Here is a 23,673-nt window from a genome sequence, read left to right as displayed (position 1 = left end):
GCAGCGCCTCGCTTGTTAATGAACGAGGCGCGCTGCCTGCAACTAACAAACCACCGTTATTGCCCTTATTTATTAACCACGGATTAACTAATCCGTTTTACCCACTGCATGTTCACGCAACTTGTTGGCAATGGTGGTATGGGAAACACCCAAGCGTTTGCCCAGCGCCCGACTGCTGGGAAAGTCAGTTAACAAGCGCTCCAACACCGCTTTCTCGAAACGCCCGACTATTTGCCCCAGATCGCCCTCAAGGGAAAACTCGCCCAGCGGTTGCCGCCCCCCATAGTCCGGCAAACGAATGTGTTCGCTCTTGACCACCCCGCCGTCGCACAACGATACCGCTTGAAACAACACATTCTCCAATTGGCGCACATTGCCCGGCCAGTGGTATTGACTCAGACGCTCCATGGCAGCGGGCGCAAGGCGTGGCAATGGGCAACCAATCTGTCGGCTGGCCTGATCGAGAAAGTGCTCGACCAGCGGCGGCAGGCCATCCAGGCACTCGCGCAATGGCGGAATGTGCAGCGACAGCACGTTGAGGCGATGGTAGAGATCCTGGCGAAACTCGCCACGCGCGCACAGCTCGGACAAGTCGACCTGGGTCGCACAGATCACCCGCACATCCAGATACACCTCTTCGTCACTGCCTACACGACGGAAACAGCCGTCCTGCAGAAAGCGCAGCAGTTTCACCTGCAGACGCGGACTCATCTCACCAACGCCATCGAGAAACAGGGTACCGCCCGCCGTCAGCTCCAACAGCCCCAACTTGCCCTCGGCCCGGGCACCCTCAAACGCTCCCGGGCCGTATCCGAACAATTCGGTCTCGGCCATGGACTCGGGCAAGCCGGCACAGTTAAGCGCCATTAACGGCGCCTGACCGCGCGGGCTGGCCAGGTGACAGGCACGGGCCAACAACTCTTTGCCGGTACCGGTCTCACCCTCGATCAGCAATGGCGCATCCAGCGGCGCCATGCGTCGTGCTTCACGCACTACGCCAGCCATGACCCGCGAGCTCTGAAAGATACTGTCGAAACCACGCAGCTCCTGCTTGCGCACGTTGTAGATGCGCTCACCGATACGGTCAGCGCGGTGCAGGGTCAACACCGCGCCGGCCAACGCCTCGCTGTCGTCATGCTCGGACTGCAACGGCGCAATATCGGCAAGAAACACATCGCCCCTGACCTTGACCCGCAGGCCATTGATTCGCGACTTGTTGGCCCGCACCAGCTCCGGCAGGTCAAAGTCCTCGGCATACCGCGACAACGGAATACCCGGCACCTCGTCGACCCGCACCCCGAGCAACTGCGCCGCCGCACGGTTGGCGGCAACGATGGAACCGCCCATGTCGATCGACAGCACCGGGAAATCCAGCGCACCGAGCAAGGCATTGAGCTCCATGTGCCGACGCTCACTGGGCATCAGGCCCACGCGCTTGACCCCGAACACCCCGGCTATCGACTCGAACTTGGGGCGCAGCGCCTGAAACTGCAGATTGATCAGGTTCGGGCAGTGCAGATAGATGGCGTTGCCATGCTCACCACCGACCTCGCCGCGGGCGACGTTGATGCCGTACTCCACCAGCAGGTTGAGAATGTCGCGCAGGATGCCGATGCGGTTCTGGCAATGCACTTTAATACGCATGAAATGTCCTACCTAGAAGGCCTGGTACGCGCCACAGCAGCGATATTTTTGCGGTGACCGAAGAATAGTCGTAAAGATTATGTGACAGATAGCGAGGCTTTCAAGGGGTAAAAACCCCGATTTATCGGGATCCTATCAATTTCGTAAAGTTATCGTTACAAATGCGAGTAGCTCTCACGGCAAATCAGCCGTCAGGACGCTACAACCAGCACCTTTGCAGGGTAACACTGGGGGTAATGGCTTGATCACATAACAAGAATGGCCCTCAGCAGGAGAGCAGCATGAAACAGACGCAATACGTGGCTCGCGAGCCCGATGCGCAGGGTTTTATCGACTACCCGCAGCAGGAACACGCGGTGTGGAACACCCTGATTACCCGTCAACTGAAGGTGATCGAAGGCCGCGCATGCCAGGAATACCTGGACGGCATCGAACAGCTGGGTCTGCCGCATGACCGTATTCCGCAGCTCGGTGAAATCAACAAAGTGCTGGGCGCCACCACCGGCTGGCAAGTTGCCCGTGTACCTGCACTGATCCCCTTCCAGACCTTTTTCGAACTGCTGGCGAGCAAACGCTTTCCAGTGGCGACCTTCATTCGCACCGAAGAAGAGCTCGACTACCTGCAAGAGCCGGACATTTTCCATGAGATCTTCGGCCACTGCCCACTGCTGACCAACCCCTGGTTTGCCGAGTTCACCCACACCTATGGCAAGCTCGGCCTGCAGGCAACCAAGGAAGAGCGCGTGTACCTGGCTCGCCTGTACTGGATGACCATCGAGTTCGGTCTGGTCGACACCCCCCAGGGCCGCAAGATCTATGGCGGCGGCATCCTGTCCTCGCCCAAAGAGACCGTTTACAGCCTGTCCGCCGAGCCCGAGCACCAGGCTTTTGACCCGCGCGAAGCCATGCGCACGCCGTATCGCATCGACATCCTGCAACCCTTGTACTTTGCCCTGCCGAGCCTCAAGCGCCTGTTCGACCTGGCCCACGAAGACATCATGGGCATGGTCCACACGGCGATGAAGATGGGCCTGCACGCGCCAAAATTCCCACCCAAGGTCGCTGCCTGAGCGACCTTGCAAACCAATAACAAACCACTTGCGGAAAACCTTATGAACGCCTTGAACCAAGCCCATTGCGAAGCCTGCCGTGCCGATGCCCCACAGGTCAGCGACGAAGAACTGCCGGTACTGATCAAGCAGATCCCGGATTGGAACATCGAAGTCCGTGACGGCATCATGCAGCTGGAAAAAGTTTTCCTGTTCAAGAACTTCAAGCATGCCCTGGCCTTCACCAACGCCGTCGGCGAAATCTCCGAAGCCGAAGGTCATCACCCAGGCCTGCTGACCGAATGGGGCAAAGTCACCGTGACCTGGTGGAGCCACTCGATCAAGGGCCTGCACCGTAACGACTTCATCATGGCCGCGCGCACTGATGAGGTCGCTACAACCGCCGAAGGTCGCAAGTAATGCACTTCGGCGCCATCGAGCGCGTCCCGGGCGATCCGATCCTCGGGCTGATGGAGGCCTACGCCAAAGACAGCAACCCGAACAAGTTCGACCTCGGTGTCGGCGTGTTCAAGGACGCCCAGGGCCTGACGCCAATCCCCGCCGCGGTCAAGCAGGCCGAGCAACGCCTGCTCGACCAGCAAGCTAGCAAGAGCTACGTCGGCGGCCATGGTGATGCGGCCTTCGGCCGGCTGATCAGCGAACTGGTGCTGGGCAGCGATTCGTCGCTGCTCAGCAACAAGCGCGCCGGTGCCACCCAGACCCCGGGCGGTACCGGGGCCCTGCGCCTGGCGGCGGAGTTCATCGCCCACTGCCTGCCCGGTCGCGGTATCTGGCTCAGCGATCCAACCTGGCCGATCCACGAAACCATCTTCGCCGGTGCCGGCCTGACTGTGCGCCACTACCCCTACGTCGGCGCGGACAACCGCCTGAACGTCGTCGGTATGCTCGCGGCTCTGGAAGCGGCACCCAAGGGTGATGTAGTGCTGCTACACGCCTGCTGCCACAACCCGACCGGCTTCGACCTGAGCCAGGATGACTGGCGCGCCGTGCTGGAAGTGGTGCGCCGCCGTGAGCTGCTGCCGCTGATCGACTTTGCCTACCAGGGTTTCGGCGACGGCCTGGAAGAAGACGCCTGGGCGGTGCGGCTGTTCGCCGCCGAACTGCCCGAGCTGCTGATCACCAGCTCCTGCTCGAAGAACTTCGGCCTGTACCGTGACCGCACCGGCGCCCTGCTGGTGTGCAGCCATGATGCCGAGAAGCTGCTGGATGTGCGCAGTCAGCTGGCCCTGCTGGCCCGCAACCTGTGGTCGACGCCACCGGACCATGGCGCGGCAGTGGTCGCGCAGATCCTCGGCGACGCTGACCTCAAGCGCCTGTGGATCGAGGAAGTCGATGCCATGCGCCAGCGCATTGCCGAGTTGCGGGTGGGCCTGGTGCAAGCCTTGGCACCCCATGGCCTGAGCGAGCGGTTCGCGCACATTGCCGAACAACGTGGAATGTTCTCCTACACCGGCTTGTCGCCGGAACAGGTCAAGCACCTACGCGTGCGGCACAGTGTGTACATGGTCGGCACTGGCCGGGCGAACATCGCTGGCGCCGACGCGGCACGTCTTGAAGCACTGGCTGCGGCGATCGCTGACGTCTGTCGCTAAAAGCATCGAGGGGCAAGTCGGGGCGCCGCATCGCCGCTCCCACAGGACTCCACTGTGGGAGCGGGCTTGCCCCGCGATGGCCATTAAGCAGGAAAATTCATACTGTCATCCAGACTCCTGTATCCTGCACAGGCTTTCACAAGCCCATGCGCGCCTTGCGCAGCCTTTCCACACAACTTGCGAGGAACGACGAGATGCATGAAATCCCGAATCTTCCCTTCCCAAGCCTGAACCCAGAAGAGCAGACTCCTGCCACTCACAGCGCCGAACCAGCCCAGGCTGACCACGACGGCGACGAAATTTCCAGCGCCGACCAGGAATAATCGCGCAACGATCAGACTGTGTGAAAACGGCTGATGCAGGGACCACCCCGTCAACACGTTTTCACACCGTCAAGAATTCCCCCTCTACGAAAGCCCGCATATGCCCGACTCACCGCGCCCCCTTGCGGTCACCCAGCAAATCGTTTCCATCGTCCTGTTTACCTTCATTGGCTACCTGAACATCGGCATTCCTCTGGCCGTGCTGCCCGGCTTTGTGCATAACGACCTTGGCTTCGGTGTCGTGCTCGCAGGCCTGGTGATCAGCGTACAGTACCTGGCCACCCTGCTCAGCCGGCCTTATGCCAGCCGCATCATCGACAACCTCGGCAGCAAGCGTGCGGTAATCTATGGCCTCGCCGGCTGCGGTTTGAGCGGTGTATTCATGCTGCTGGCAGCCTGGTGGCAGCACGTTCCCTGGCTCAGTCTGATCAGCTTGCTGATCGGCCGGTTGGTGCTAGGCAGCGCCGAAAGCCTGGTAGGTTCCGGCTCGATCGGCTGGGGCATCGGCCGAGTGGGTGCGCAACATACCGCCAAAGTGATTTCCTGGAACGGCATCGCCAGTTACGGCGCACTGGCCATCGGCGCCCCCTTGGGCGTGGAGCTGGTGCGGCAATTCGGCTTGTGGAGCATGGGCGCCAGCATCGTGCTGTTGTGCCTGCTGGGCCTGGCCCTGGCCTGGCCGAAAACCGCTGCACCCGTAGTGAGCGGTGAGCGCCTGCCCTTCCTGCATGTGCTCGGTCGCGTGTTCGGCCATGGCGCAGGGCTGGCCCTGGGCTCGATCGGTTTTGGCACCATCGCCACCTTCATCACCCTGTACTACGCCAGCCATAGCTGGAACAACGCCGCGCTATGCCTGAGCCTGTTCGGCGCCTGTTTCATTGGTGCGCGGCTGCTGTTCGGTAACCTGATCAACCGCATCGGCGGATACCGGGTAGCCATCGCCTGCCTGGCGGTGGAAACCCTCGGCCTGCTCCTGCTCTGGCAGGCACCAAGTGCCGAGCTAGCCCTGGCCGGTGCGGCGCTGAGCGGCTTCGGATTTTCCCTGGTGTTTCCGGCACTGGGGGTCGAGGCAGTCAACCTGGTGTCCGCCTCCAACCGCGGTGCGGCGGTGGGTGCCTACTCGCTGTTCATCGACCTGTCGCTGGGTATCACCGGGCCACTGGCAGGGGCGATTGCCGCCGGCTTCGGCTTTGCGTCGATCTTCGTGTTCGCCGCCGGCGCTTCATGCTGTGGCCTGCTACTGAGCCTGTACCTGTATCGCCAGGCCCGACTGCAACCGCCACGGCACCTGCCTCAGTAATCGATCTTGCCACGCCCGGCCTTGACCACCCCACGCTTGCTCTTGGTGTCCAGGCGCCGGGTTTTCGACCCCAGGGTCGGGCGAGTCGGGCGTCGCGCCTTCTCTACCTTTGTCGCGGCAAGAATCAACTCGCACAGACGCTCCAGGGCATCAGCGCGATTCTGCTCCTGAGTCCGGTATTGCTGGGCTTTGATGATGATCACCCCGTCACGGGTAATACGCGCATCGCGCAAGGCCAGCAGCCGTTCCTTGTAAAACGCGGGCAAGGACGAGGCCTGCGAATCGAAGCGCAGGTGCATGGCACTGGAGACCTTATTGACGTTCTGCCCGCCCGCACCCTGGGCACGGATGGCGGTCAGCTCGATTTCATGGTCGGGAATCTGTACGGAACTGGAAATGATCAGCATGAGCCACAAGCCTGTTAAGGCACTGAGGATAACGCAAAAACAAAAAGCCCGGCACATGGCCGGGCTTGAACAACCAGGGTTACGCCTTACTTGGCTACAGTCGTAACACCGTCGACGGGACGAGAGCCGCGCTTGCTCTTGAGCACATAGCAGACCCACATCACCACCAGCCACACCGGCATGGCATAGACCGATACCTGAATGCCCGGGATCTGCAGCATGATGCCCAGGATCAGCACCACGAACGCCAGACAGATGTAGTTGCCGTAGGGGTACCACAACGCCTTGAACAGCGCGGTCTGGCCGGTCTTGTTCAGGTGCTGGCGGAACTTCAGGTGCGAGTAGCTGATCATCGCCCAGTTGATCACCAGGGTCGCGACCACCAGCGACATCAGCAGTTCCAGGGCGTGCTGCGGCATGAAGTAGTTGAGCAACACCGCCACCAGGGTAACCGCCGCCGAGGCCAGGATCGAACGCACCGGCACACCGCGCTTGTCGATTTTCGCCAGGCTGGCCGGCGCATCGCCCTGCTCGGCCATGCCCAGGAGCATGCGAGCGTTGCAGTAGGTACCACTGTTGTACACCGACAGCGCCGCGGTCAGTACCACGAAGTTGAGGATGTGCGCGGCAACGTCGCTACCGAGCAGCGAGAACACCTGCACGAACGGGCTGGCACCATAGGTGCCACCGGCCGAATCCAGGCTGGTGACCAGGCTGTCCCAAGGGGTCAGCGACAGCAGTACCACCAGAGCGCCGATGTAGAAAATCAGGATGCGGTAGATGACCTGGTTGATCGCCTTGGGGATCACGGTCTTCGGCTTGTCGGCTTCAGCTGCGGTGAAACCGAGCATTTCCAGGCCACCAAAGGAGAACATGATGATCGCCAGGGCCATCACCAGGCCACTGACACCATTGGGGAAGAAGCCGCCGTGTTCCCACAGGTTGCTGACCGAGGCTTGCGGGCCGCCGCTGCCGCTGACCAGCATCCAGCTGCCCAAAGCGATCATGCCGACAATGGCCAGGACCTTGATGATCGCGAACCAGAACTCAGCCTCGCCAAACACTTTGACGTTGGCCAGGTTGATTGCGTTGATCAGGATGAAGAAGGCTGCCGCCGAGGCCCAGGTCGGGATCTCCGGCCACCAGTAATGCACGTACTTGCCCACAGCAGTGAGCTCCGACATGCCGACCAGGATGTACAGCATCCAGCAGTTCCAGCCCGACAGGAAGCCGGCGAAACCACCCCAGTATTTGTGTGCAAAGTGACTGAAAGAGCCGGCTACCGGCTCTTCGACGATCATCTCGCCGAGCTGGCGCATGATCATGAAGGCAATGAAGCCACAGATCGCGTAACCGAGAATCATCGACGGGCCCGCCGACTTCATCACCCCGGCAGAACCCAGGAACAGCCCGGTACCAATTGCGCCGCCCAGGGCGATCAACTGGATGTGGCGATTTTTCAGACCGCGTTTCAGCTCGCCTGAATGTGTGTTTTGTCCACTCATGAACGAAGTCACCTGCTTTGTTTTTATCTGTGACGGAATCGGACCCACCGCGCTCGTGGCGCAGCGGAATTAACAAGGTGATTACCTTGAGGTTCTTGGACGTAGTGGCAGCGGTCGCGGGCAAGGCCCTCGACGCATCAACCGGGCGTCAGCAAGAGTGCGAGGTACGCATTGGGGTCACAGTTAAAACGCGGCGCATTGTATACCCCTACAGACGCGCAGGGGTCAACACGTTGCGTGACTGTCTGACGACAAAACGCACCGGTCCTGGGGAAGGTTTCTAGCCTGGGGGGGTAATTGGCGTTCATGGCGCCTCCATTTGTTCTTATTGAATGCCTAGCTCTCCGGCCCGGCTTTGCACGCAGCAATGGCGCCTATGACACCGCTCCCGGGGCTGGCGAACAAGCCGCTGAGAAGCGGCTAAAGCGCTCTGTTCCGAGCTTTTCGGCACATTATTTTTACAGTGAAAAAAAACATCAGGGAGGCCCCGTCAATTGGCTCACATTTGTAACGTTTTATTTACTATGTGGTTCAAATACTTTCCACTGCGTACGGAAGTATCTGTATGACAAGGAAATTTTGGCAAAAAAAAGCCAACCCGAAGGTTGGCTTCTTCATAACTTCTTTACTGCCTTACGGGCGCGGCTTGTTGCGAGTACTGCCCGGGCGCTTGGGCGCTGGCTTGCCGCGCTTGTTCATATCGCTCGGACGCTCGGCAACGGTGCTTTTGCCACGGCCACTGTCCTTGCGTGGCGCTTCACCACGTGGCTGGCGTGCAGGACGCTCACCAGTGGCGGCATCCTGTGCCGGGCGCAGGGTGCGCACGCGCTCGCCACGACCTAGAGGACGGGTAGATTTGCGCTGCAAGCGCTCGAGCTTGTCTTTGCTCTTGTGGTTCAGCGTCGGCATGGCCACCGGCGTCAGACCCACTTCGGCGGCAAGAATGTCGACTTCCTGCTGGCTCATTTCACGCCAGCGGCCCATCGGCAGATCGGAGTTGAGGAATACCGGACCGAAACGCACGCGCTTGAGGCGGCTGACCACCAGGCCCTGGGACTCCCACAGGCGGCGCACTTCACGGTTGCGGCCTTCCATCACCACGCAGTGGTACCAATGGTTGAAGCCTTCACCGCCAGGGGCTTCCTGGATGTCGGTGAAGCGCGCCGGGCCGTCTTCGAGGACGACACCGGCCTTGAGGCGGGCAATCATGTCTTCGTCGACTTCACCACGCACACGCACGGCGTACTCACGGTCCATTTCATAGGACGGGTGCATCAAGCGGTTGGCCAGCTCACCGTCGGTGGTGAACATCAACAGGCCAGTGGTGTTGATGTCCAGGCGGCCGATGTTGATCCAACGGCCTTCTTTGGGCCGTGGCAGACGGTCGAACACGGTCGGACGGCCTTCCGGGTCGTCACGGGTGCAGATCTCACCGTCGGGCTTGTTGTACATGATCACCCGGCGCACGGTTTCAGCGGCTTCTTCGCGCTTGATCACGCGGCCGTCGACCGAAATCGCATCGTGCAGGTCGACACGCTGGCCAAGGGTGGCATTGACGCCATTGACCTTGATCCGGCCCTGGCCGATCCAGGCCTCGACGTCACGGCGCGAGCCCACGCCGATACGCGCGAGAACTTTTTGCAGTTTCTCGCCTGATGGCGGCAATGGCTGGGCTTCTTGCAGGTCTTTTTCACTCATGCTGGGCACCTCCCGGTGTAGTTGGAACAATCTGGTATGGCGAACAAGCGCCAAAAAGGGTCGCAAATCATACGCTGATCACAGCGCGAACGCACCTCAGACTAGCCGAAATTGTAAAAGTTGCCGGTCAATCCGCCCAAAGGCCGGGGTTACTGATGAGGCGTCTGCGGCTCGGTTTCCAGCGGCTCGGCGTCGAGGTCAACCGGTGCTTCGTCGAGGTCAACCGGTGCTTCGTCGATCAGGTCGTCGAAATCGGTTTTCAGCCCTTCTTCCATGGCATCCAGCTCGGTCAGCAAGCTGCGGAAGCTGGTTTCTTCCTGAGGCGCCTGCGGTTCGGCGCTGGCATCGGCCAAGGCCTGCAGGTGCGCAGGTACCGGTGCGTCGTCCAGTTCCAGCACAGACTCGGGCGCAGGCTCCATCTCACGCAACTCGGCCAGGGGCGGCAACTCGTCGAGGTTCTTCAGGTTGAAATGATCGAGAAAGGCCTTGGTGGTGGCGAACATTGCCGGCTTGCCCGGCACCTCGCGGTAGCCGACGATGCGGATCCACTCGCGTTCGAGCAGGGTCTTGATGATGTTGGTGTTGACTGCCACGCCGCGCACGTCTTCGATTTCACCACGGGTAATGGGCTGGCGGTAGGCGATCAGCGCCATGGTCTCCAGCAACGCCCGGGAATAACGCTGCGGGCGCTCTTCCCACAGCCGGCCCACCCAGGGCGCGTAGTCCTCGCGAATCTGCAGGCGGTACCCCGAGGCCACTTCCTTGAGTTCGAAGGCACGACCACTACAGGATTTGCGCAATACCTCCAGGGCCTTTTTGAACACTGCCGGTTCCGGACGCTCGGCCTCCTCGAACAACTCGTACAGGCGCTCAAGGGATTGCGGTTTACCCGAGGCCAGCAAAAATGCCTCCAGCAGGGGCGCCAGGTCGCGCGGTTCATTCAGGTTCATGGGCTTGCTCAGTTGTCACTCGGCGCGGGCGCGGACATGGATCGGTGCAAAAGGCTCATTTTGCACCAATTCGATCAAGGATTCCTTGACCAGTTCGAGAATCGCCATGAAGGTCACCACCACGCCAAGCTTGCCCTCCTCGGCCGTGAACAGTTCAACGAAGGGTACGAAACCGCCGCCCTTGAGGCGCTCAAGCACGTCACTCATGCGCTCGCGGGTCGACAAGGCCTCGCGGCTGATCTGATGGCTTTCGAACAGGTCGCCACGGCGCAGCACTTCGGCCATCGACACCAGCAGTTCTTCCAGGCTGACCTCCGGCAGCAGTTTGCGGACCTTGGCCTGCGGGGCGTCCAGCCGTGGCACGAGCACCTCGCGACCGACCCGGCTAAGGCCATCGATGCCTTCGGCGGCAGCCTTGAAGCGTTCGTATTCCTGCAGGCGGCGGATCAGCTCGGCGCGCGGATCGGCTTCCTCTTCCTCGATTTCTACGGAACGCGGCAGCAGCATCCGTGACTTGATCTCGGCCAGCATTGCCGCCATCACCAGGTACTCGGCAGCCAGTTCCAGGCGCACGGTTTTCATCAGCTCGACATAGCCCATATACTGGCGGGTGATTTCCGCCACCGGGATGTCAAGAATGTCGACGTTCTGCTTGCGAATCAGATACAGCAGCAGGTCCAGCGGCCCTTCGAAGGCCTCCAGAAACACTTCCAGGGCATCCGGTGGAATGTACAGGTCCACCGGCATCTGGGTCATGGCTTCGCCATACACCAGCACCAGCGGCAACTCCTGCTGGGCGCCTGCTTGCGGGTCGATGAGCGGTTCGGTTGCGCTGGCCTGGTTCACGCTTCGACCATGAATGGCGCAGGGTCGCCGCACCCCACGCGGATCACTTCCGGCTCGTCGCCGGCCAGGCTGATTACGGTGGAGGCCTTGAAGTCGCCAAAGCCGCCATCAATGATCAGGTCGACCTGGTGTTCCAGGGCTTGGCGGATCTCGTAGGGGTCGGTCATCGGCTCGTCTTCGCCGGGCATGATCAGGCTGACGCTCATCAGCGGCTCACGCAACTCTTCGACCAGCGCCAGGACAATCGGATTGGACGGTACGCGCAGGCCGATGGTGCGGCGCTTTTCGTGCAGCAGCAGGCGCGGCACTTCGCGGGTGGCATTGAGAATGAAAGTATACGGCCCCGGCACATGGGCCTTGAGCAGGCGGAAGGTGGCGGTGTCGATCTTGGCGAACAGGCCCATCTGCGACAGGTCGCAGCAGATCAGGGTGAAGTTGTGGTTCTTGTCCAGCTGACGCAGGCGCCGTACCCGCTCAACGGCGGTCTTGTCGCCGATCTGGCAACCCATAGCGTAGGAGGAGTCTGTGGGGTAGACCACCACACCGCCCTTGCGAATGATCTCGACGGCCTGTTTGATCAGGCGCGGTTGCGGGTTTTCCGCATGAATCTGGAAAAACTGACTCACGTTCTCTTCCTGTTCAGACTGCCGCGATAGGCTGCTCATGCTTGAATCGGCGCCACAACGGTGGCAGGTCCTCTGGCAACGGCCGGTACACACCGATCTCGCCCCAGTTGCCCGGCCCATGGAAATCACTGCCGGCACTGGCCAGCAGACCGAATTCACGGGTCAGGATCGACAGCGTGCCTACCTGTTCAGCCGGCATCATGCCGTTGACCACTTCCAGCGCCTGCCCGCCTGCTTGAATATAGTCGGCAATCAGCCGGCGGCGCTTGCTGCGGGTTAAATCGTAGTGCATCGGATGCGCAAGGCTGACCCAGGCATCGGACTGGCGCAGGGTCTGCACGGTCTCCTCCAGCGTCGGCCAGTGCAGCTTCACATCGCCCAGCTTGCCGGCCCCCAGCCATTTGCGAAAGGCTTCGGCACGGTCTTTGACATAGCCTGCGCGCACCAGGTACTCAGCAAAATGCGGCCGCGCCGGGGCATTGCCGCTGTCACCCAGCTCCTGCTGGATGGCCCGGGCACCCTCGAGTGCGCCCTTCATGCCCTTGAGCGCCAACCGTCGGTCGATTTCTTCTGCGCGCAGCCAGCGGCCGCGGTGCAATGACTCCACGGCGGCCTGCAACGGCGCGGCGTCGAGCGGGAAGTCGTAGCCCAACACGTGGATGGTCGCGCCCCCCCAGGTGCACGACAGTTCGATACCGCTGACCCACTGCATAGCCAGGGCCTGAGTGGCGGCGCGAGCCTCAAGTTGGCCCTCGAGGGTGTCATGGTCCGTCAGCGAGAGCATCCGCACGCCATGCTCATGGGCCCGGGCAACCAATACCGTTGGCGACAAGGCACCGTCGGAGGCCGTACTGTGGCAGTGCAGATCAACATTCATAGGTGGCGCTTTCGCTGTCATTGATGTTTGTTATTATGCCGTCACATCCTGCTTCTGGCTGCCACTGTGAAACAATTCATCGATTTCATCCCGCTGCTCCTGTTCTTCATCGTCTACAAGCTTGAACCACGCGCCGTCGAATTCGCCGGGCAGAGTTTCGAGTTGGGTGGTATCTACAGCGCCACGGCGATGCTGATCATCAGTTCACTGGTGGTCTACGGCGCCCTGTTCATTCGCCAGCGCAAGCTGGAGAAGGGTCAGTGGCTGACCCTGGTCGCCTGCTTGGTGTTCGGTGGCCTGACCCTGACCTTCCACAGCGAAACCTTCCTCAAGTGGAAGGCTCCAGTGGTCAACTGGCTGTTTGCCCTGGCGTTTACCGGCAGCCACTTCATCGGCGACCGGGTACTGATCAAACGCATCATGGGTCACGCCCTGAGCCTGCCGGAACCAGTCTGGACGCGCTTGAACATCGCCTGGATCGGCTTTTTCCTGTTCTGCGGCGCAGCCAACCTGTTCGTTGCCTTCACCTTCCAGGACATCTGGGTCGACTTCAAGGTGTTCGGCAGCCTGGGTATGACCGTGCTGTTCCTGGTGGCCCAGGGTTTCTACCTGTCGCGTCACCTGCATGACAGCGACCCGAGCACCCCGCCTTCTACCCCCAAGCACGAGGAATGACATGCTCTACGCCATCATTGCCACCGACGTAGCCGATTCGCTGGAAAAACGCGTGGCCGCGCGCCCGGCGCATATCGAACGCCTGCAACTGCTCAAGGAACAAGGCCGCGTGGTGCTGGCCGGCCCGCACCCGGCCGTTGACAGTAACGACCCAGGCGCCGCTGGTTTTACCGGTAGCCTGATCGTCGCCGAGTTTGATTCGCTCAACGCCGCCCAGGCCTGGGCCGATACCGACCCGTACATTGCCGCGGGCGTCTACGCCAACGTCGTCGTCAAGCCGTTCAAGCAAGTCCTGCCGTAACCCTCGATGACGGCGCACCACTTGGTGCGCCGCCGTCCGCAGCTTTCTCTTCGCAACTGCTCATTATTCTCGTCTGCTGGCCGACAACCTCCTGAACCATCCAATGGAATCAGGAGTTCCGATGCGTCGAGGTCCGTTGTCCCTGCTGCTGTGCCTGTTGCTGCTGACCCCACTCGCCCAGGCCGAAGAGCCTGCCGCTGCCAGCACGCCGTTGTCGCTGAGCGCCGGCAGCCAGATTACCGAGCTGCAGCAGCGCCTGAAGGAAAGCGAGCGTCAGCGTGAAACCCTCAGCCAGCAACTGCACAACGCCGACAGCGAACGCGAAAGCGCCCAGCTCACCCGCCTGCGCCAGGAAAACCAGCGCCTGAAGCTGACCCTCAAGGAACTGCAGGCCGGCGCCGCCCCGAAACTCATCACCGATCAGCAACAATGGTTCCTGATTGGTGGCGCAGTTGCCCTGTTTGCGGCACTCTGCGGTATCTTTGCCAGTGGCGGACACAGAAAGCGTCGGCAATGGTTGAATTGAGTGAGTCATGAGCGAGCTGTTACTGATTGATGATGACCAGGAACTCTGCGAGCTGCTCGGCAGCTGGCTGACCCAGGAAGGTTTCGTGGTACGTGCCTGCCACGACGGCCTCAGCGCGCGTAAAGCGCTGGCCGAACAAGCACCGGCCGCCGTAGTGCTGGACGTGATGCTGCCCGACGGCAGCGGCCTGGAGCTGCTCAAGCAGTTGCGTAACGAGCACACCGAACTGCCGGTACTGATGCTCTCGGCCCGTGGCGAGCCGCTGGACCGGATCCTGGGCCTGGAGCTGGGTGCCGATGATTACCTGGCCAAACCCTGTGATCCGCGCGAGCTCACCGCCCGCCTGCGCGCCGTGCTGCGCCGCAGCCACCCCAATGCGACACCCAGCCAGGTGGAAATCGGCGACCTGTGCTTCAGCCCTGCCCGCGGCGTGGTCAGCATCGATGAACAGGAACTGACCCTGACCCTCTCTGAAAGCCGCATCCTCGAAGCCCTGCTGCGCCAGCCCGGCGAGCCGCTGGACAAACAGGAACTGGCGCAGATCGCCCTGGGCCGCAAGTTGACCCTGTATGACCGCAGCCTGGACATGCACGTCAGCAACCTGCGCAAGAAGATCGGCCCGCATGCCGATGGCCGCCCGCGCATCGTTGCCTTGCGCAGCCGTGGTTACTACTACAGCCTGTAATGTCAGCACGGCGCGCTGGCATCTTTACCCAAGCTTTACCCTTGCCTGACCGCCGCTGACCTTGATCTCCCTAGACTGGGTACATCCGGTAACGACCGGCCTCAGAAAGGAGAGTCACCATGCGCAAGACCCTTATCGCCCTGATGTTCGCTGCCGCCCTGCCTACCGTCGCCATGGCCATGCCAGATGCCGGCGGCCCGCGCCACGGTGAGCACCACCGCGGTGGAGCGCCTTTCGCCCAGCTGGACCTGAGCCACGAACAGCGCCAGCAGATCGGAAAACTGATGGGCGAGCAGATGAAAAGCCGTCAGGAAATCACCCAGCGCTACCTGGAAAAGCTCCCGGCTGCTGAGCAGAAAGCCCTGAAAGACGAGCTCAAAGCGAAAAAAGACAAGACTCAAGCCGAAATTCGCGCCTTGCTCAAACCCGAACAGCAGAAGCAGTTCGACGAGATGAAAAAGAAGCAGGATGAGCGCCGCGCCGAATGGGCCGAGTTCAAAGCCTGGAAAGCTGAAAAAGCCAACAAGGCCCAGTAAGCTGTCAGCCATCCGCCCGGCCTGCCCCAGCAGACCGGGCTTTTTCCGTTAGAGGTGCACCTTTTGCGTTCATTGTTCTGGCGCATCCTGGCCAGTTTCTGGCTGGCCATTGCCCTAGTTGCCGGCTTGTCGATCCTGCTCGGGCACATGCTGAACCAGGACGCCTGGATTCTCAGCCGCCATCCGGGCCTCAATACCCTGGCCAAGAACTGGACCCAGCGCTATGAACAGCAAGGGCCGGAGAGCGCCCAGCACTACCTTGAGCATCGCAAGCGCCGCTACAACATCGACGTGCAGGTGCTCAACGACAGTGGCGATGCGGTCGTTCCTGGCACCTTCCCGCGCCGCGCCGCCGCCTTCGAAGCGCGCCGGCACAATGATGACCGCCGTTTGCCGTGGCGGCGCCTGACCGAGGAATACACCAGCCCCGACACCGGCGAGACCTACCTGCTGATCTACCGCATCCCGCACCCGGAGCTGGACGCCTGGCACCGAGACAGCCTGCTCTGGCCATTGAGTGCACTGGGGATTGCCCTGGTGGTGCTGACCTTGTTCAGCCTGCTCGTCACCCTGTCGATCACCCGCCCCTTGAGCCGCCTGCGCAGCGCCGTGCATGACCTGGGACAGACCACCTACCAGCAGAACAGCCTGGCGCGCCTGGCCAACCGCCGTGACGAATTCGGTGTACTGGCCAACGACTTCAACCGCATGGGCGCGCGCCTGCAGAGCATGATTGGCAGCCAGCGGCAGTTGTTGCGCGACGTGTCCCACGAACTGCGCTCGCCCCTGGCCCGCCTGCGCATCGCCCTGGCCCTGGCCGAGCGGGCCGGAGCTGAGCAGCGCCAGGCCCTGTGGCCGCGCCTGACCCGCGAGTGCGACCGCCTGGAAGCACTGATCAGCGAGATTCTGGTATTGGCCCGGGTCGACGCCGAACAAGCGCGGGCGGAGCCGGTGGACCTCGATGCCCTGCTGGCGTCAGTGCAAAAAGACGCGCAGCTGGCAGCGCCAGAGCAGCAAATCCAGCTGCAGCATGAAAGCGGGCTTCACCTGCAAGGCTGGCCGACCCTGCTGGAGCGCGCGCTGGATAACCTGCTACGCAATGCCGTGCGTTTCAATCCGGCCGGCCAGCCGATTGAAATCACCGGGGTGCGCGATAACGACACGATTGTGCTGAGCGTGCGTGACCACGGGCCGGGAGTGGCCACAGAGCACCAGGCTCAGTTGGGCGAACCGTTCTACCGTGCGCCCGGGCAGAGTGCCGCGGGGCATGGCCTGGGACTGGCGATTGCGCGCAAGGCGGCGGAGCGCCATGGCGGTAGCCTGAGCCTGGGCAATCATCCCGAGGGTGGGTTTGTTGCCAGGCTGGAGTTGCCGCTGACCGGCCCGAGCAAGGCTTGAGAATGCCGAGGGCTGCTTCGCAGCCCATCGCTGGCAAGGCCAGCTCCCACAAGGGCCGATCACACCGTTCCACTGTGGGAGCCGGCCTTGCCGGCGATGAGTCCGTCACAGCCTCTACAAAACCTTACCCCCAGGCACTGACAAAATCAGCCGTGTCCAGCACTGGCGCCGTGCGCAGTTCATTCTGCGGCGTCCCCAGGTACAGGAAGGCAACGATCTCCTCGTTGTCCTCCAGCCCCAGCCCCTTGGCCACATGCTTGCTGTACGAAAGCTCACCGGTGCGCCATACCGCGCCGATCCCCTGGGCGTGGGCCGCCAGCAAAATGCTGTGGGCAGCACAACCGGCCGCCAGGCGCTGCTCGGATTGCGGCACCTTGAAATGATCCTGCAGGCGCGCCACCACAACCACCAGCAACGGTGCGCGCAAGGGCATGGCCCGGGCCTTGTCCAACGCCGCCTCAGAGGCCTCGCCGTTGAGCTTTACCGCTTCGGCGAGCAGTTCGCCAAGCTTTTCCCGCGCCTGGCCTTCGACCGTCAAAAAGCGCCAGGGCCGCAGTTGGCCGTGGTCCGGCGCACGCAGGGCAGCCTGAAACAGCACCTCGCGTTGTGCGGCATTGGGTGCCGGATCCAGCAGACGTGGAACCGAAACACGGTGGAGCAATGCGTCGAGAGCCTCCATTGGCTACCCCTTGTGGATAAATGTCGGGCTATTCTAGCGTTTACTTAAAAAGGTCCATAGGTAGAATGGCGCCCTTCCGTTTCGAGTCAGAGCAGATCACATGGCGTTGCCGACCTTAAGGATCATTGGTTTCATCATCGGCATCTTCCTGATCACCCTGGCGATCAGCATGGTCGTGCCCATGGCCACGCTGGTGATCTTCGAGCGCACCGGCGATCTGCCGTCGTTCCTCTGGGCCAGCATGATCACCTTTGTCGCAGGCCTGGCCCTGGTCATCCCGGGCCGCCCCGAGCACGTGCACCTGCGCCCGCGGGACATGTACCTGCTGACGGTCAGCAGTTGGCTGGTGGTGTGCATCTTCGCCGCCCTGCCGTTTCTGCTGACCCAGCACATCAGCTACACCGATGCTTTTTTCGAGAGCATGTCCGGCATCACCGCCACTGGTGCCACGGTGCTCAGCGGCCTGGACAGCATGTCCCCAGGGATCCTGATGTGGCGCTCGCTGCTGCACTGGCTGGGCGGCATCGGCTTTATCGCCATGGCCGTAGCGATCCTGCCGCTGCTGCGCATCGGTGGCATGCGCCTGTTCCAGACCGAGTCCTCGGACCGCTCGGAAAAGGTCATGCCGCGCTCGCACATGGTCGCCAAGTCCATCGTGCTGGTGTACATCGGTATCACCACCCTCGGTTCCCTGGCGTTCTGGCTGGCCGGGATGAGTGCCTTCGATGCGATCAACCATGCCATGTCGGCGATTTCCACCGGCGGTTTCTCCACCTCCGACCAGTCCCTGGCCAAGTGGGACATACCGGCGGTGCACTGGGTCGCGGTGGTGGTGATGATCCTCGGCAGCTTGCCGTTCGCCCTGTATGTGGCAACCATTCGCGGCAACCGCAAGGCGCTGATCAAGGACCAGCAGGTGCAGGGATTGTTGGCCATGCTGCTGGCCACCTGGTTGGTGCTCGGCACTTGGTATTGGGCCACCACCAACCTGCACTGGCTCGATGCCCTGCGTCATGTGGCCCTGAACGTGACCTCGGTGGTCACCACCACCGGCTTCGCCCTGGGCGACTACAGCCTGTGGGGCAACTTCTCGCTGATGCTGTTCTTCTATCTGGGTTTCGTGGGCGGTTGCTCGGGCTCGACTGCAGGCGGCATCAAGATTTTCCGCTTCCAGGTCGCCTATATCCTGCTCAAGGCCAACCTGAACCAGTTGATCCACCCACGGGCGGTGATCAAGCAGAAATACAACGGTCACCGGCTCGACGAAGAAATCGTGCGTTCGATCCTGACGTTTTCGTTCTTCTTCGCCATCACCATCTGCGTCATTGCCCTGGCCCTGTCGCTGCTGGGCGTGGACTGGATGACCGCCCTGACCGGCGCCGCCAGTACCGTGTCGGGGGTCGGACCGGGCCTGGGCGAAACCATCGGCCCGGCCGGCAACTTCGCCACCCTGCCGGATGCGGCAAAGTGGATCCTGGCCTTCGGCATGCTCCTGGGCCGCCTGGAAATCATCACGGTGCTGGTGCTGTGTATGCCTGCGTTCTGGCGTCACTGACCGACTCATGCTCTTCCGGGGCCGCTGCGCCCCCCGTCAAACGTGCCCGATACTCACCCGGGGTAACGTCGAACCAGCGGCGAAAGGCCCTGAAAAAGTTGCTCGGATCGGCAAAACCAAGCAGGTAGGCCGCTTCGAGCAAGGTCATGTTGGCCTGCGCCAGGTACTGCTCGGCGAGTTCGCGGCGGGTGTCATCGAGCAAGGTCTGAAAGCTCGTCCCCTCCTCTTGCAGGCGACGCTGCAAGGTGCGCTGGGACAGGTGCAAGGCCTGGGCAATGGTTTCGCGCTTGGGTTCGCCCTGAGGCAGCACCCGGCACAGCACCTGGCGCGCGCGGTGAGTGACCCGGCTTTCCGAGAAGCGCGCCAGGTATTCGCCAGCAAATCGATCATGCAGGGTGGCCATGGCCTCGTTGGCAGTCGGCAATGGCGCCTCCATATCGGCGCGCTCGAGCACCAGCGCATCATAGGGGGCACTGAACACCAGCGGGGCATGAAAAGCCGTCTTGTACGGCGTCAGATCCTTGGGTTGCGGCCCCTGGACCAGCACCCGGCGCGGCTGGATCACCCGTCCGCTGAGCCAGCTGCACAGCGACAGCGCGCAAGCCAGCGAGGCCTCGGCACTGTGCCGGGTCGGAGGCAGGTGATCGCCATGAACGGTAAGAATCAGTGCATAGCCGTCCGGCTCAAGGCGGAAACTCAAGTCGGAGCTTTCGGCGATGATTCGCTGATAACGCACCAGCCGCTCAAAACCCTCGGCCAGGGTGCGGCTCGACATCAGCGCATAGCCGACCACATGAAAGGATGCCGGACGAACCACCCGCGCCATGTTCAGGCCGATCGCCTGGTTGCCGGACAGCTCGACGGCCAACTGCCACAGACGGGTCATGGAGTCCTGGGTAAACCGTGCATCGGGGTCATCGAGCGCGGCGAAATCAAGGCCAAGCTGCTTGAACATGGCACGGCAATCGAGGCCTTCGAGCTCGAGTGCCTTGACGATCCCTGATGCCCAGCTTGCTGAAGTGGTTCGTTCGCTCATGGCTGGCTTCTTTTTTAGCGACAAGCCGCTGCTGCGGCGATCTCAAAGGATACTCAATTGGCGCCTATTGTCACTGCCCTGTAGTGTTACTCACTCTAGACTCAGATCAGGCTCCACGCCGTGTATCTTTGTCAGTTCGACCAGACCCTGGAGCAGTGTCGTGAACAGCCCCCAGCAGTTCCACAGTTTTGCCGAGTTCTACCCCTACTACCTGGGCGAACACAGCCACCCGACTTGCCGGCGCCTGCACTTTGTCGGCACCAGCCTGGTCATCGCCGTACTCGCTTTCAGCCTCGGCAGCGGCAACTGGCTGTTGCTGCTGGCCCTGCCCTTTGCGGGCTATGGCTTTGCCTGGATCGGGCACTTCTGCTTCGAGAAAAACCGCCCGGCCACCTTCAAACATCCGCTTTACAGCCTGATCGGCGACTTTGCCATGTACCGCGACATGTTGCGCGGCAAGGTCAGCTTCTGAATTCGGCCCGCAAGGCCAGAAACCCGTCCTGCCGAGCAAGACTGGGCGATCATCGCCAATGACTTTCGCGCCTGGCGAGACGGGCGCGACGAGGAAGCCGCAGCGTTCGATCCAAGCTACGACAACCTGCCATTGAGCTTCTTCGAGCCAATGCTGCGACGCCTGTTCGCCCAGCCCCGGCAGTCACTGTACAAATCCACGCTAGAGCACCCCGCCACCACCGCCTGAATCCACCAGTTCCTCAAGCCCGGCCAGGCGCCGGGCTGCCTCGGCCTGGGCATCGGCCAGGCGGTACAGCGCGATGGTGCCATCCCAGTGCTCGATCAGCGCAGTACAGGACTCGACCCAGTCGCCACAGTTGAGGTAGTCCACCTCGCCGACCTTGCGAATCTCGGCATGGTGAATATGCCCACAGACCACACCGTGAAAACCGCGCCTGACGCATTCATGCGCGATGGCCTCCTCGAAGTCACTGATGAAGCTGACCGCAGTCTTGACCTTATACTTGAGGTACGCCGACAAAGACCAGTAGCCGTAGCCATAGCGTGCCCGCCAGTGGTTGAGCCAGCGGTTGAGAGTCAGGGTGACCTCGTAGGCCGAATCGCCAAGAAAGGCCAGCCAGCGGTGATAGCGGGTGATTACATCGAACTGATCACCATGGATCACCAGCAGGCGCCGGCCGTCGGCAGTCAGGTGCTCGGCCTGATCGACCAACTGGATATTGCCCAGCACCAGTTTCGAGTAACGGCGCAGAAATTCGTCATGGTTGCCGGTGACGTAGATCACTTCGGTGCCCCGCTTGCTCATGGTCAGCAGACGGCGGATCACATTGGTGTGTGCCTGGGGCCAGTACATGCCGCCACGCAGCTTCCAGCCATCGATGATGTCACCGACCAGGTAGATGCGGTCAGCCTGGTAACCCTTGAGAAACTGCGACAGGTGCTCCGCCTGGCAATCCCGGGTCCCCAGGTGCACGTCCGAGATCCATAGGGTGCGTACGCGCTGTTTGCGCGAGGGTCTGGCAAACTCGGCACGGGTCATCGGCAGGCTCCGGGAAGGTTTGCGTCAGCTTGCCAAGGGGCAATGAATCGAACGTGACCGGCACGTGTCGATCCGATGACATGCTGCCCACTCAGCACAAGGCCACACAGATGAGACTGGGAGCGGCCTTGCGCCGCGATGGGGCGCAAGGCGTCCCCAATAAACCGTTAGCCTGTACACTGCGGCGATTGCCGGAGGACACTTCGATGAGCCGCGCCCCGATTCTTTCCCTGCGTCATTATCACCACGACCTGATCGCCCACAGCCACGAGCACCCGCAACTGGTGTTCGGTTTGCGCGGTCGCCTGGACTTCGAGGTCGAAGGCCGCGGCGCGCGGGTTGACCGCCAGAGCCTGATGGTGGTCCCGGCGGGCAGCCACCATACCTGCGGCAGCCCTGCCGGCAGCGACTGCCTGGTGCTGGATGTGCCCGCAGGCACATGGCTGAACCAGGGCCTGGGCGTGCACCTCGACGCCAGCCGGCGCCTGCTTGAACGGGCCGGGCCCGTGAACCTGGACCATCGTCAGCAACAACTGGTCGACTGGCTGGCGGCAAGCCCGATCAACGACCCGCTGATAGCCCAGCAAGGTGCACTGTTGCTGCTGGCCAGCCTGAACAGCGGAGCGAAACCGGCCACAGCGATAAAGTCATTGCCCTACGCCCGTTTCGACGTCCATATCGAGCAGAACGCGGCCTACCCACTGCAGGTGGCTGACCTGGCGCGCCTGGCCGGGCTGTCCGGCGCGCGTTTGCATGCGCGGTTCATGGCCGAATGCGGGGTCACACCCATGGACTATGTGCGCCAGCGCCGCCTGCTGCGGGCACGGCAACTGCTGCGTGATACCCGCTTACCGATCGGCGAGATCGCCTGCCAGGTCGGCTACAGCTCGCAAAGTGCCTTTGCCGCCGCCGTGCTCAAGGCCTTTGGCCGCACGCCTGGCGCCCTGCGGCGCGACCCTGAAGACAATTGACGCGAGGGCCGCGACAGACAGGGCCAGCGCCGCCCCCATACACTGGCGCCGCTGCCCTGCTCTATAACAAGGATCACCATGAATCACCGCACTGCCCTCGGCGCCCTGCATATCGGCGCACTGTTCTTCGGCCTCACCGGCGTGTTCGGCAAACTGGCCAGCGCCTCGCCTGCAATCATCGTCTTCGGTCGGGCCGCTTTTGCCGTACTGGCCTTGGCCGTGTTCGCAGGGTTTGCGCGCAAGGCCTGGCAACCCCTACAGGCTCAAGACTGGCGCCGCTTGCTGCTCGGTGGCGTGCTGCTGGCCGGGCACTGGGTCAGCTTTTTCATCGCAGTGAAAGTTGCCGGTGTTGCCATCGCCACCCTGGGTTTTGCCAGCTTCCCGGCCTTTACCGTGATCCTTGAGGGCCTGCTGTTTCGCGAGCGCATCCGCAGCAACGAGATCGTTCTGGTGCTGCTGGTGAGCATCGGTCTGGTATTGGTAACCCCGGACTTCGACCTGGCCAGCCAGGCCACAAGCGGGTTACTTTGGGCACTGCTTTCGGGCCTGCTGTTTTCGCTGCTGTCATTAACCAACCGCGCCAGCTCCGGGCGGATTCCGGCGGTGCAGGCCGCCTTGTGCCAGAACGCTGTGGTTGCCTTATGCCTGTTGCCTGCGGCGGCGCCAAGCCTTGCGCAGGTGACGGCCATGGACTGGTTGTGGATCGGCCTGCTCGGGGTGTTCTGCACAGGCGTGGCGCACAGTTTGTTCGTCGCAAGCCTGGCAGTGATCAAGGCGCGCACCGCGGCGGTGGTGTTTGCCCTGGAGCCGGTCTACGGCATCGCCATGGCCTGGCTGATCTTCGCCGAAACCCCGACCTTGCGCATGCTCATGGGCGGTGCGCTGATCATCCTCGCCATTGTCATTTCCAGCCGCCTGGCGGCCAGCAATCCGCCGGCCCTGACCGCCGCCCAGGGCTGA

Annotated in this window: 26 protein-coding genes and 1 pseudogene; 16 read left to right on the top strand and 11 right to left on the bottom strand. The window is 62.0% G+C overall.

Translation table 11 applies throughout. The features are described 5' to 3' along the window. Positions 1–87: 87 nt before the first annotated feature. On the bottom strand, positions 88–1,644 hold the full coding sequence (locus M5G17_RS05255; protein WP_273891964.1) for a sigma-54-dependent transcriptional regulator: 1,557 nt from the start codon (positions 1,642–1,644) through the stop codon (positions 88–90). Positions 1,645–1,925: 281 nt separating this feature from the next. On the opposite strand from M5G17_RS05255, the gene phhA reads away from it, so the two are divergent. The 5 genes from phhA (at position 1,926) to M5G17_RS05230 (ending at position 5,929) form a co-directional block, all read left to right on the top strand. Further along, positions 1,926–2,714: a phenylalanine 4-monooxygenase gene (gene phhA / locus M5G17_RS05250; RefSeq protein WP_273891963.1), complete on the top strand. Its 789-nt coding sequence runs from the start codon at positions 1,926–1,928 to the stop codon at positions 2,712–2,714. A gap of 42 nt (positions 2,715–2,756) precedes the next feature. Continuing rightward, complete coding sequence (locus M5G17_RS05245) at positions 2,757–3,113, top strand: 4a-hydroxytetrahydrobiopterin dehydratase (RefSeq protein WP_273891962.1); 357 nt, start codon at positions 2,757–2,759, stop codon at positions 3,111–3,113. Further along, complete coding sequence (locus M5G17_RS05240; RefSeq protein ID WP_273891961.1) at positions 3,113–4,306, top strand: amino acid aminotransferase; 1,194 nt, start codon at positions 3,113–3,115, stop codon at positions 4,304–4,306. The genes M5G17_RS05245 and M5G17_RS05240 overlap by 1 nt, the downstream gene beginning before the upstream one ends. A 194-nt stretch (positions 4,307–4,500) precedes the next feature. After that, complete coding sequence (locus M5G17_RS05235; RefSeq protein ID WP_273891960.1) at positions 4,501–4,629, top strand: hypothetical protein; 129 nt, start codon at positions 4,501–4,503, stop codon at positions 4,627–4,629. A 100-nt stretch (positions 4,630–4,729) separates the two neighbouring features. Continuing rightward, entirely contained in the window at positions 4,730–5,929 is a 1,200-nt protein-coding gene (locus tag M5G17_RS05230; protein ID WP_273891959.1) for an MFS transporter, read from the top strand. On the opposite strand, the gene arfB is transcribed toward M5G17_RS05230, so the two are convergent. The 7 genes from arfB to M5G17_RS05195 form a co-directional block, all read right to left on the bottom strand. Continuing rightward, positions 5,923–6,336 (bottom strand): alternative ribosome rescue aminoacyl-tRNA hydrolase ArfB, encoded by a 414-nt coding sequence (arfB, locus tag M5G17_RS05225; RefSeq protein ID WP_273891958.1) that lies wholly within the window; start codon positions 6,334–6,336, stop codon positions 5,923–5,925. The genes M5G17_RS05230 and arfB overlap by 7 nt on opposite strands. An 86-nt stretch (positions 6,337–6,422) precedes the next feature. Then, a complete protein-coding gene (locus M5G17_RS05220) occupies positions 6,423–7,841 on the bottom strand; it encodes an amino acid permease (RefSeq protein WP_273891957.1) in 1,419 nt (472 codons plus the stop codon). 633 nt (positions 7,842–8,474) lie between these two features. Then, positions 8,475–9,539: a 23S rRNA pseudouridine(2605) synthase RluB gene (gene rluB / locus M5G17_RS05215; RefSeq protein WP_273891956.1), complete on the bottom strand. Its 1,065-nt coding sequence runs from the start codon at positions 9,537–9,539 to the stop codon at positions 8,475–8,477. A 149-nt stretch (positions 9,540–9,688) separates the two neighbouring features. Continuing rightward, entirely contained in the window at positions 9,689–10,489 is an 801-nt protein-coding gene (gene scpB, locus M5G17_RS05210) for an SMC-Scp complex subunit ScpB (RefSeq protein ID WP_273891955.1), read from the bottom strand. Between the two features lie 15 nt (positions 10,490–10,504). Then, entirely contained in the window at positions 10,505–11,203 is a 699-nt protein-coding gene (locus M5G17_RS05205; protein ID WP_273892060.1) for a segregation and condensation protein A, read from the bottom strand. Between the two features lie 128 nt (positions 11,204–11,331). Beyond that, positions 11,332–11,961 carry an L-threonylcarbamoyladenylate synthase gene (locus M5G17_RS05200; protein ID WP_273891954.1) on the bottom strand — a complete coding sequence of 210 codons (630 nt, stop codon included), beginning with the start codon at positions 11,959–11,961 and terminating at the stop codon, positions 11,332–11,334. Between the two features lie 13 nt (positions 11,962–11,974). Further along, entirely contained in the window at positions 11,975–12,838 is an 864-nt protein-coding gene (locus tag M5G17_RS05195; RefSeq protein WP_273891953.1) for a PHP domain-containing protein, read from the bottom strand. 66 nt (positions 12,839–12,904) lie between these two features. Here M5G17_RS05195 and M5G17_RS05190 point away from each other — a divergent pair, with 66 nt between their 5' ends. The 6 genes from M5G17_RS05190 to M5G17_RS05165 all read left to right on the top strand — a co-directional run bounded on the left by M5G17_RS05190 (position 12,905) and on the right by M5G17_RS05165 (position 16,959). Beyond that, positions 12,905–13,513, top strand: coding sequence for a septation protein A (locus M5G17_RS05190; RefSeq protein ID WP_273891952.1), 609 nt, complete (start codon positions 12,905–12,907; stop codon positions 13,511–13,513). Position 13,514: 1 nt separating this feature from the next. Further along, positions 13,515–13,814, top strand: a complete 300-nt coding sequence (locus M5G17_RS05185) for a YciI family protein (RefSeq protein ID WP_273891951.1) — start codon at positions 13,515–13,517, stop codon at positions 13,812–13,814. Positions 13,815–13,935: 121 nt separating this feature from the next. Then, the gene (locus tag M5G17_RS05180) at positions 13,936–14,340 is read left to right on the top strand and encodes an SH3 domain-containing protein (protein ID WP_273891950.1); all 405 of its coding nucleotides are present in this window, start codon (positions 13,936–13,938) and stop codon (positions 14,338–14,340) included. A 7-nt stretch (positions 14,341–14,347) separates the two neighbouring features. Then, complete coding sequence (locus tag M5G17_RS05175; RefSeq protein ID WP_273891949.1) at positions 14,348–15,025, top strand: response regulator transcription factor; 678 nt, start codon at positions 14,348–14,350, stop codon at positions 15,023–15,025. 119 nt (positions 15,026–15,144) lie between these two features. Further along, positions 15,145–15,561 (top strand): Spy/CpxP family protein refolding chaperone, encoded by a 417-nt coding sequence (locus M5G17_RS05170; protein WP_130263688.1) that lies wholly within the window; start codon positions 15,145–15,147, stop codon positions 15,559–15,561. A gap of 63 nt (positions 15,562–15,624) precedes the next feature. Continuing rightward, a complete protein-coding gene (locus M5G17_RS05165) occupies positions 15,625–16,959 on the top strand; it encodes a sensor histidine kinase (RefSeq protein ID WP_420793336.1) in 1,335 nt (444 codons plus the stop codon). A 124-nt stretch (positions 16,960–17,083) separates the two neighbouring features. Here M5G17_RS05165 and M5G17_RS05160 read toward each other — a convergent pair whose 3' ends face one another. Next, positions 17,084–17,638, bottom strand: coding sequence for an NAD(P)H nitroreductase (locus M5G17_RS05160; protein WP_273891947.1), 555 nt, complete (start codon positions 17,636–17,638; stop codon positions 17,084–17,086). Positions 17,639–17,738: 100 nt separating this feature from the next. Between M5G17_RS05160 and M5G17_RS05155 the strand changes: the two genes are divergently transcribed. Then, on the top strand, positions 17,739–19,193 hold the full coding sequence (locus tag M5G17_RS05155; RefSeq protein WP_273891946.1) for a TrkH family potassium uptake protein: 1,455 nt from the start codon (positions 17,739–17,741) through the stop codon (positions 19,191–19,193). Here M5G17_RS05155 and M5G17_RS05150 read toward each other — a convergent pair. After that, positions 19,150–20,229: an AraC family transcriptional regulator gene (locus tag M5G17_RS05150; protein WP_273891945.1), complete on the bottom strand. Its 1,080-nt coding sequence runs from the start codon at positions 20,227–20,229 to the stop codon at positions 19,150–19,152. The two genes, M5G17_RS05155 and M5G17_RS05150, sit on opposite strands and share 44 nt — an antisense overlap. A 160-nt stretch (positions 20,230–20,389) precedes the next feature. Between M5G17_RS05150 and M5G17_RS05145 the strand changes: the two genes are divergently transcribed. Both M5G17_RS05145 and M5G17_RS05140 read left to right on the top strand, forming a co-directional pair. Continuing rightward, complete coding sequence (locus M5G17_RS05145; protein ID WP_273891944.1) at positions 20,390–20,701, top strand: Mpo1-like protein; 312 nt, start codon at positions 20,390–20,392, stop codon at positions 20,699–20,701. A gap of 93 nt (positions 20,702–20,794) precedes the next feature. Beyond that, a pseudogene (locus M5G17_RS05140) lies at positions 20,795–20,929 on the top strand (phosphohydrolase); the annotation flags it as partial. Here M5G17_RS05140 and M5G17_RS05135 read toward each other — a convergent pair. Continuing rightward, positions 20,903–21,742 (bottom strand): UDP-2,3-diacylglucosamine diphosphatase, encoded by an 840-nt coding sequence (locus M5G17_RS05135; protein ID WP_273891943.1) that lies wholly within the window; start codon positions 21,740–21,742, stop codon positions 20,903–20,905. The pseudogene M5G17_RS05140 and the gene M5G17_RS05135 overlap by 27 nt on opposite strands. Positions 21,743–21,948: 206 nt before the next feature. Here M5G17_RS05135 and M5G17_RS05130 point away from each other — a divergent pair, with 206 nt between their 5' ends. Then, on the top strand, positions 21,949–22,713 hold the full coding sequence (locus M5G17_RS05130; RefSeq protein WP_273891942.1) for an AraC family transcriptional regulator: 765 nt from the start codon (positions 21,949–21,951) through the stop codon (positions 22,711–22,713). A 78-nt stretch (positions 22,714–22,791) separates the two neighbouring features. Next, positions 22,792–23,673, top strand: coding sequence for a DMT family transporter (locus M5G17_RS05125; RefSeq protein WP_273891941.1), 882 nt, complete (start codon positions 22,792–22,794; stop codon positions 23,671–23,673).

Source organism: Pseudomonas rubra (genome assembly GCF_028656935.1).
Lineage (GTDB): Bacteria > Pseudomonadota > Gammaproteobacteria > Pseudomonadales > Pseudomonadaceae > Aquipseudomonas > Aquipseudomonas rubra.
Note: the sequence above shows the minus strand (reverse complement) of the source record. Positions and strands in the feature narration are given on the sequence as shown.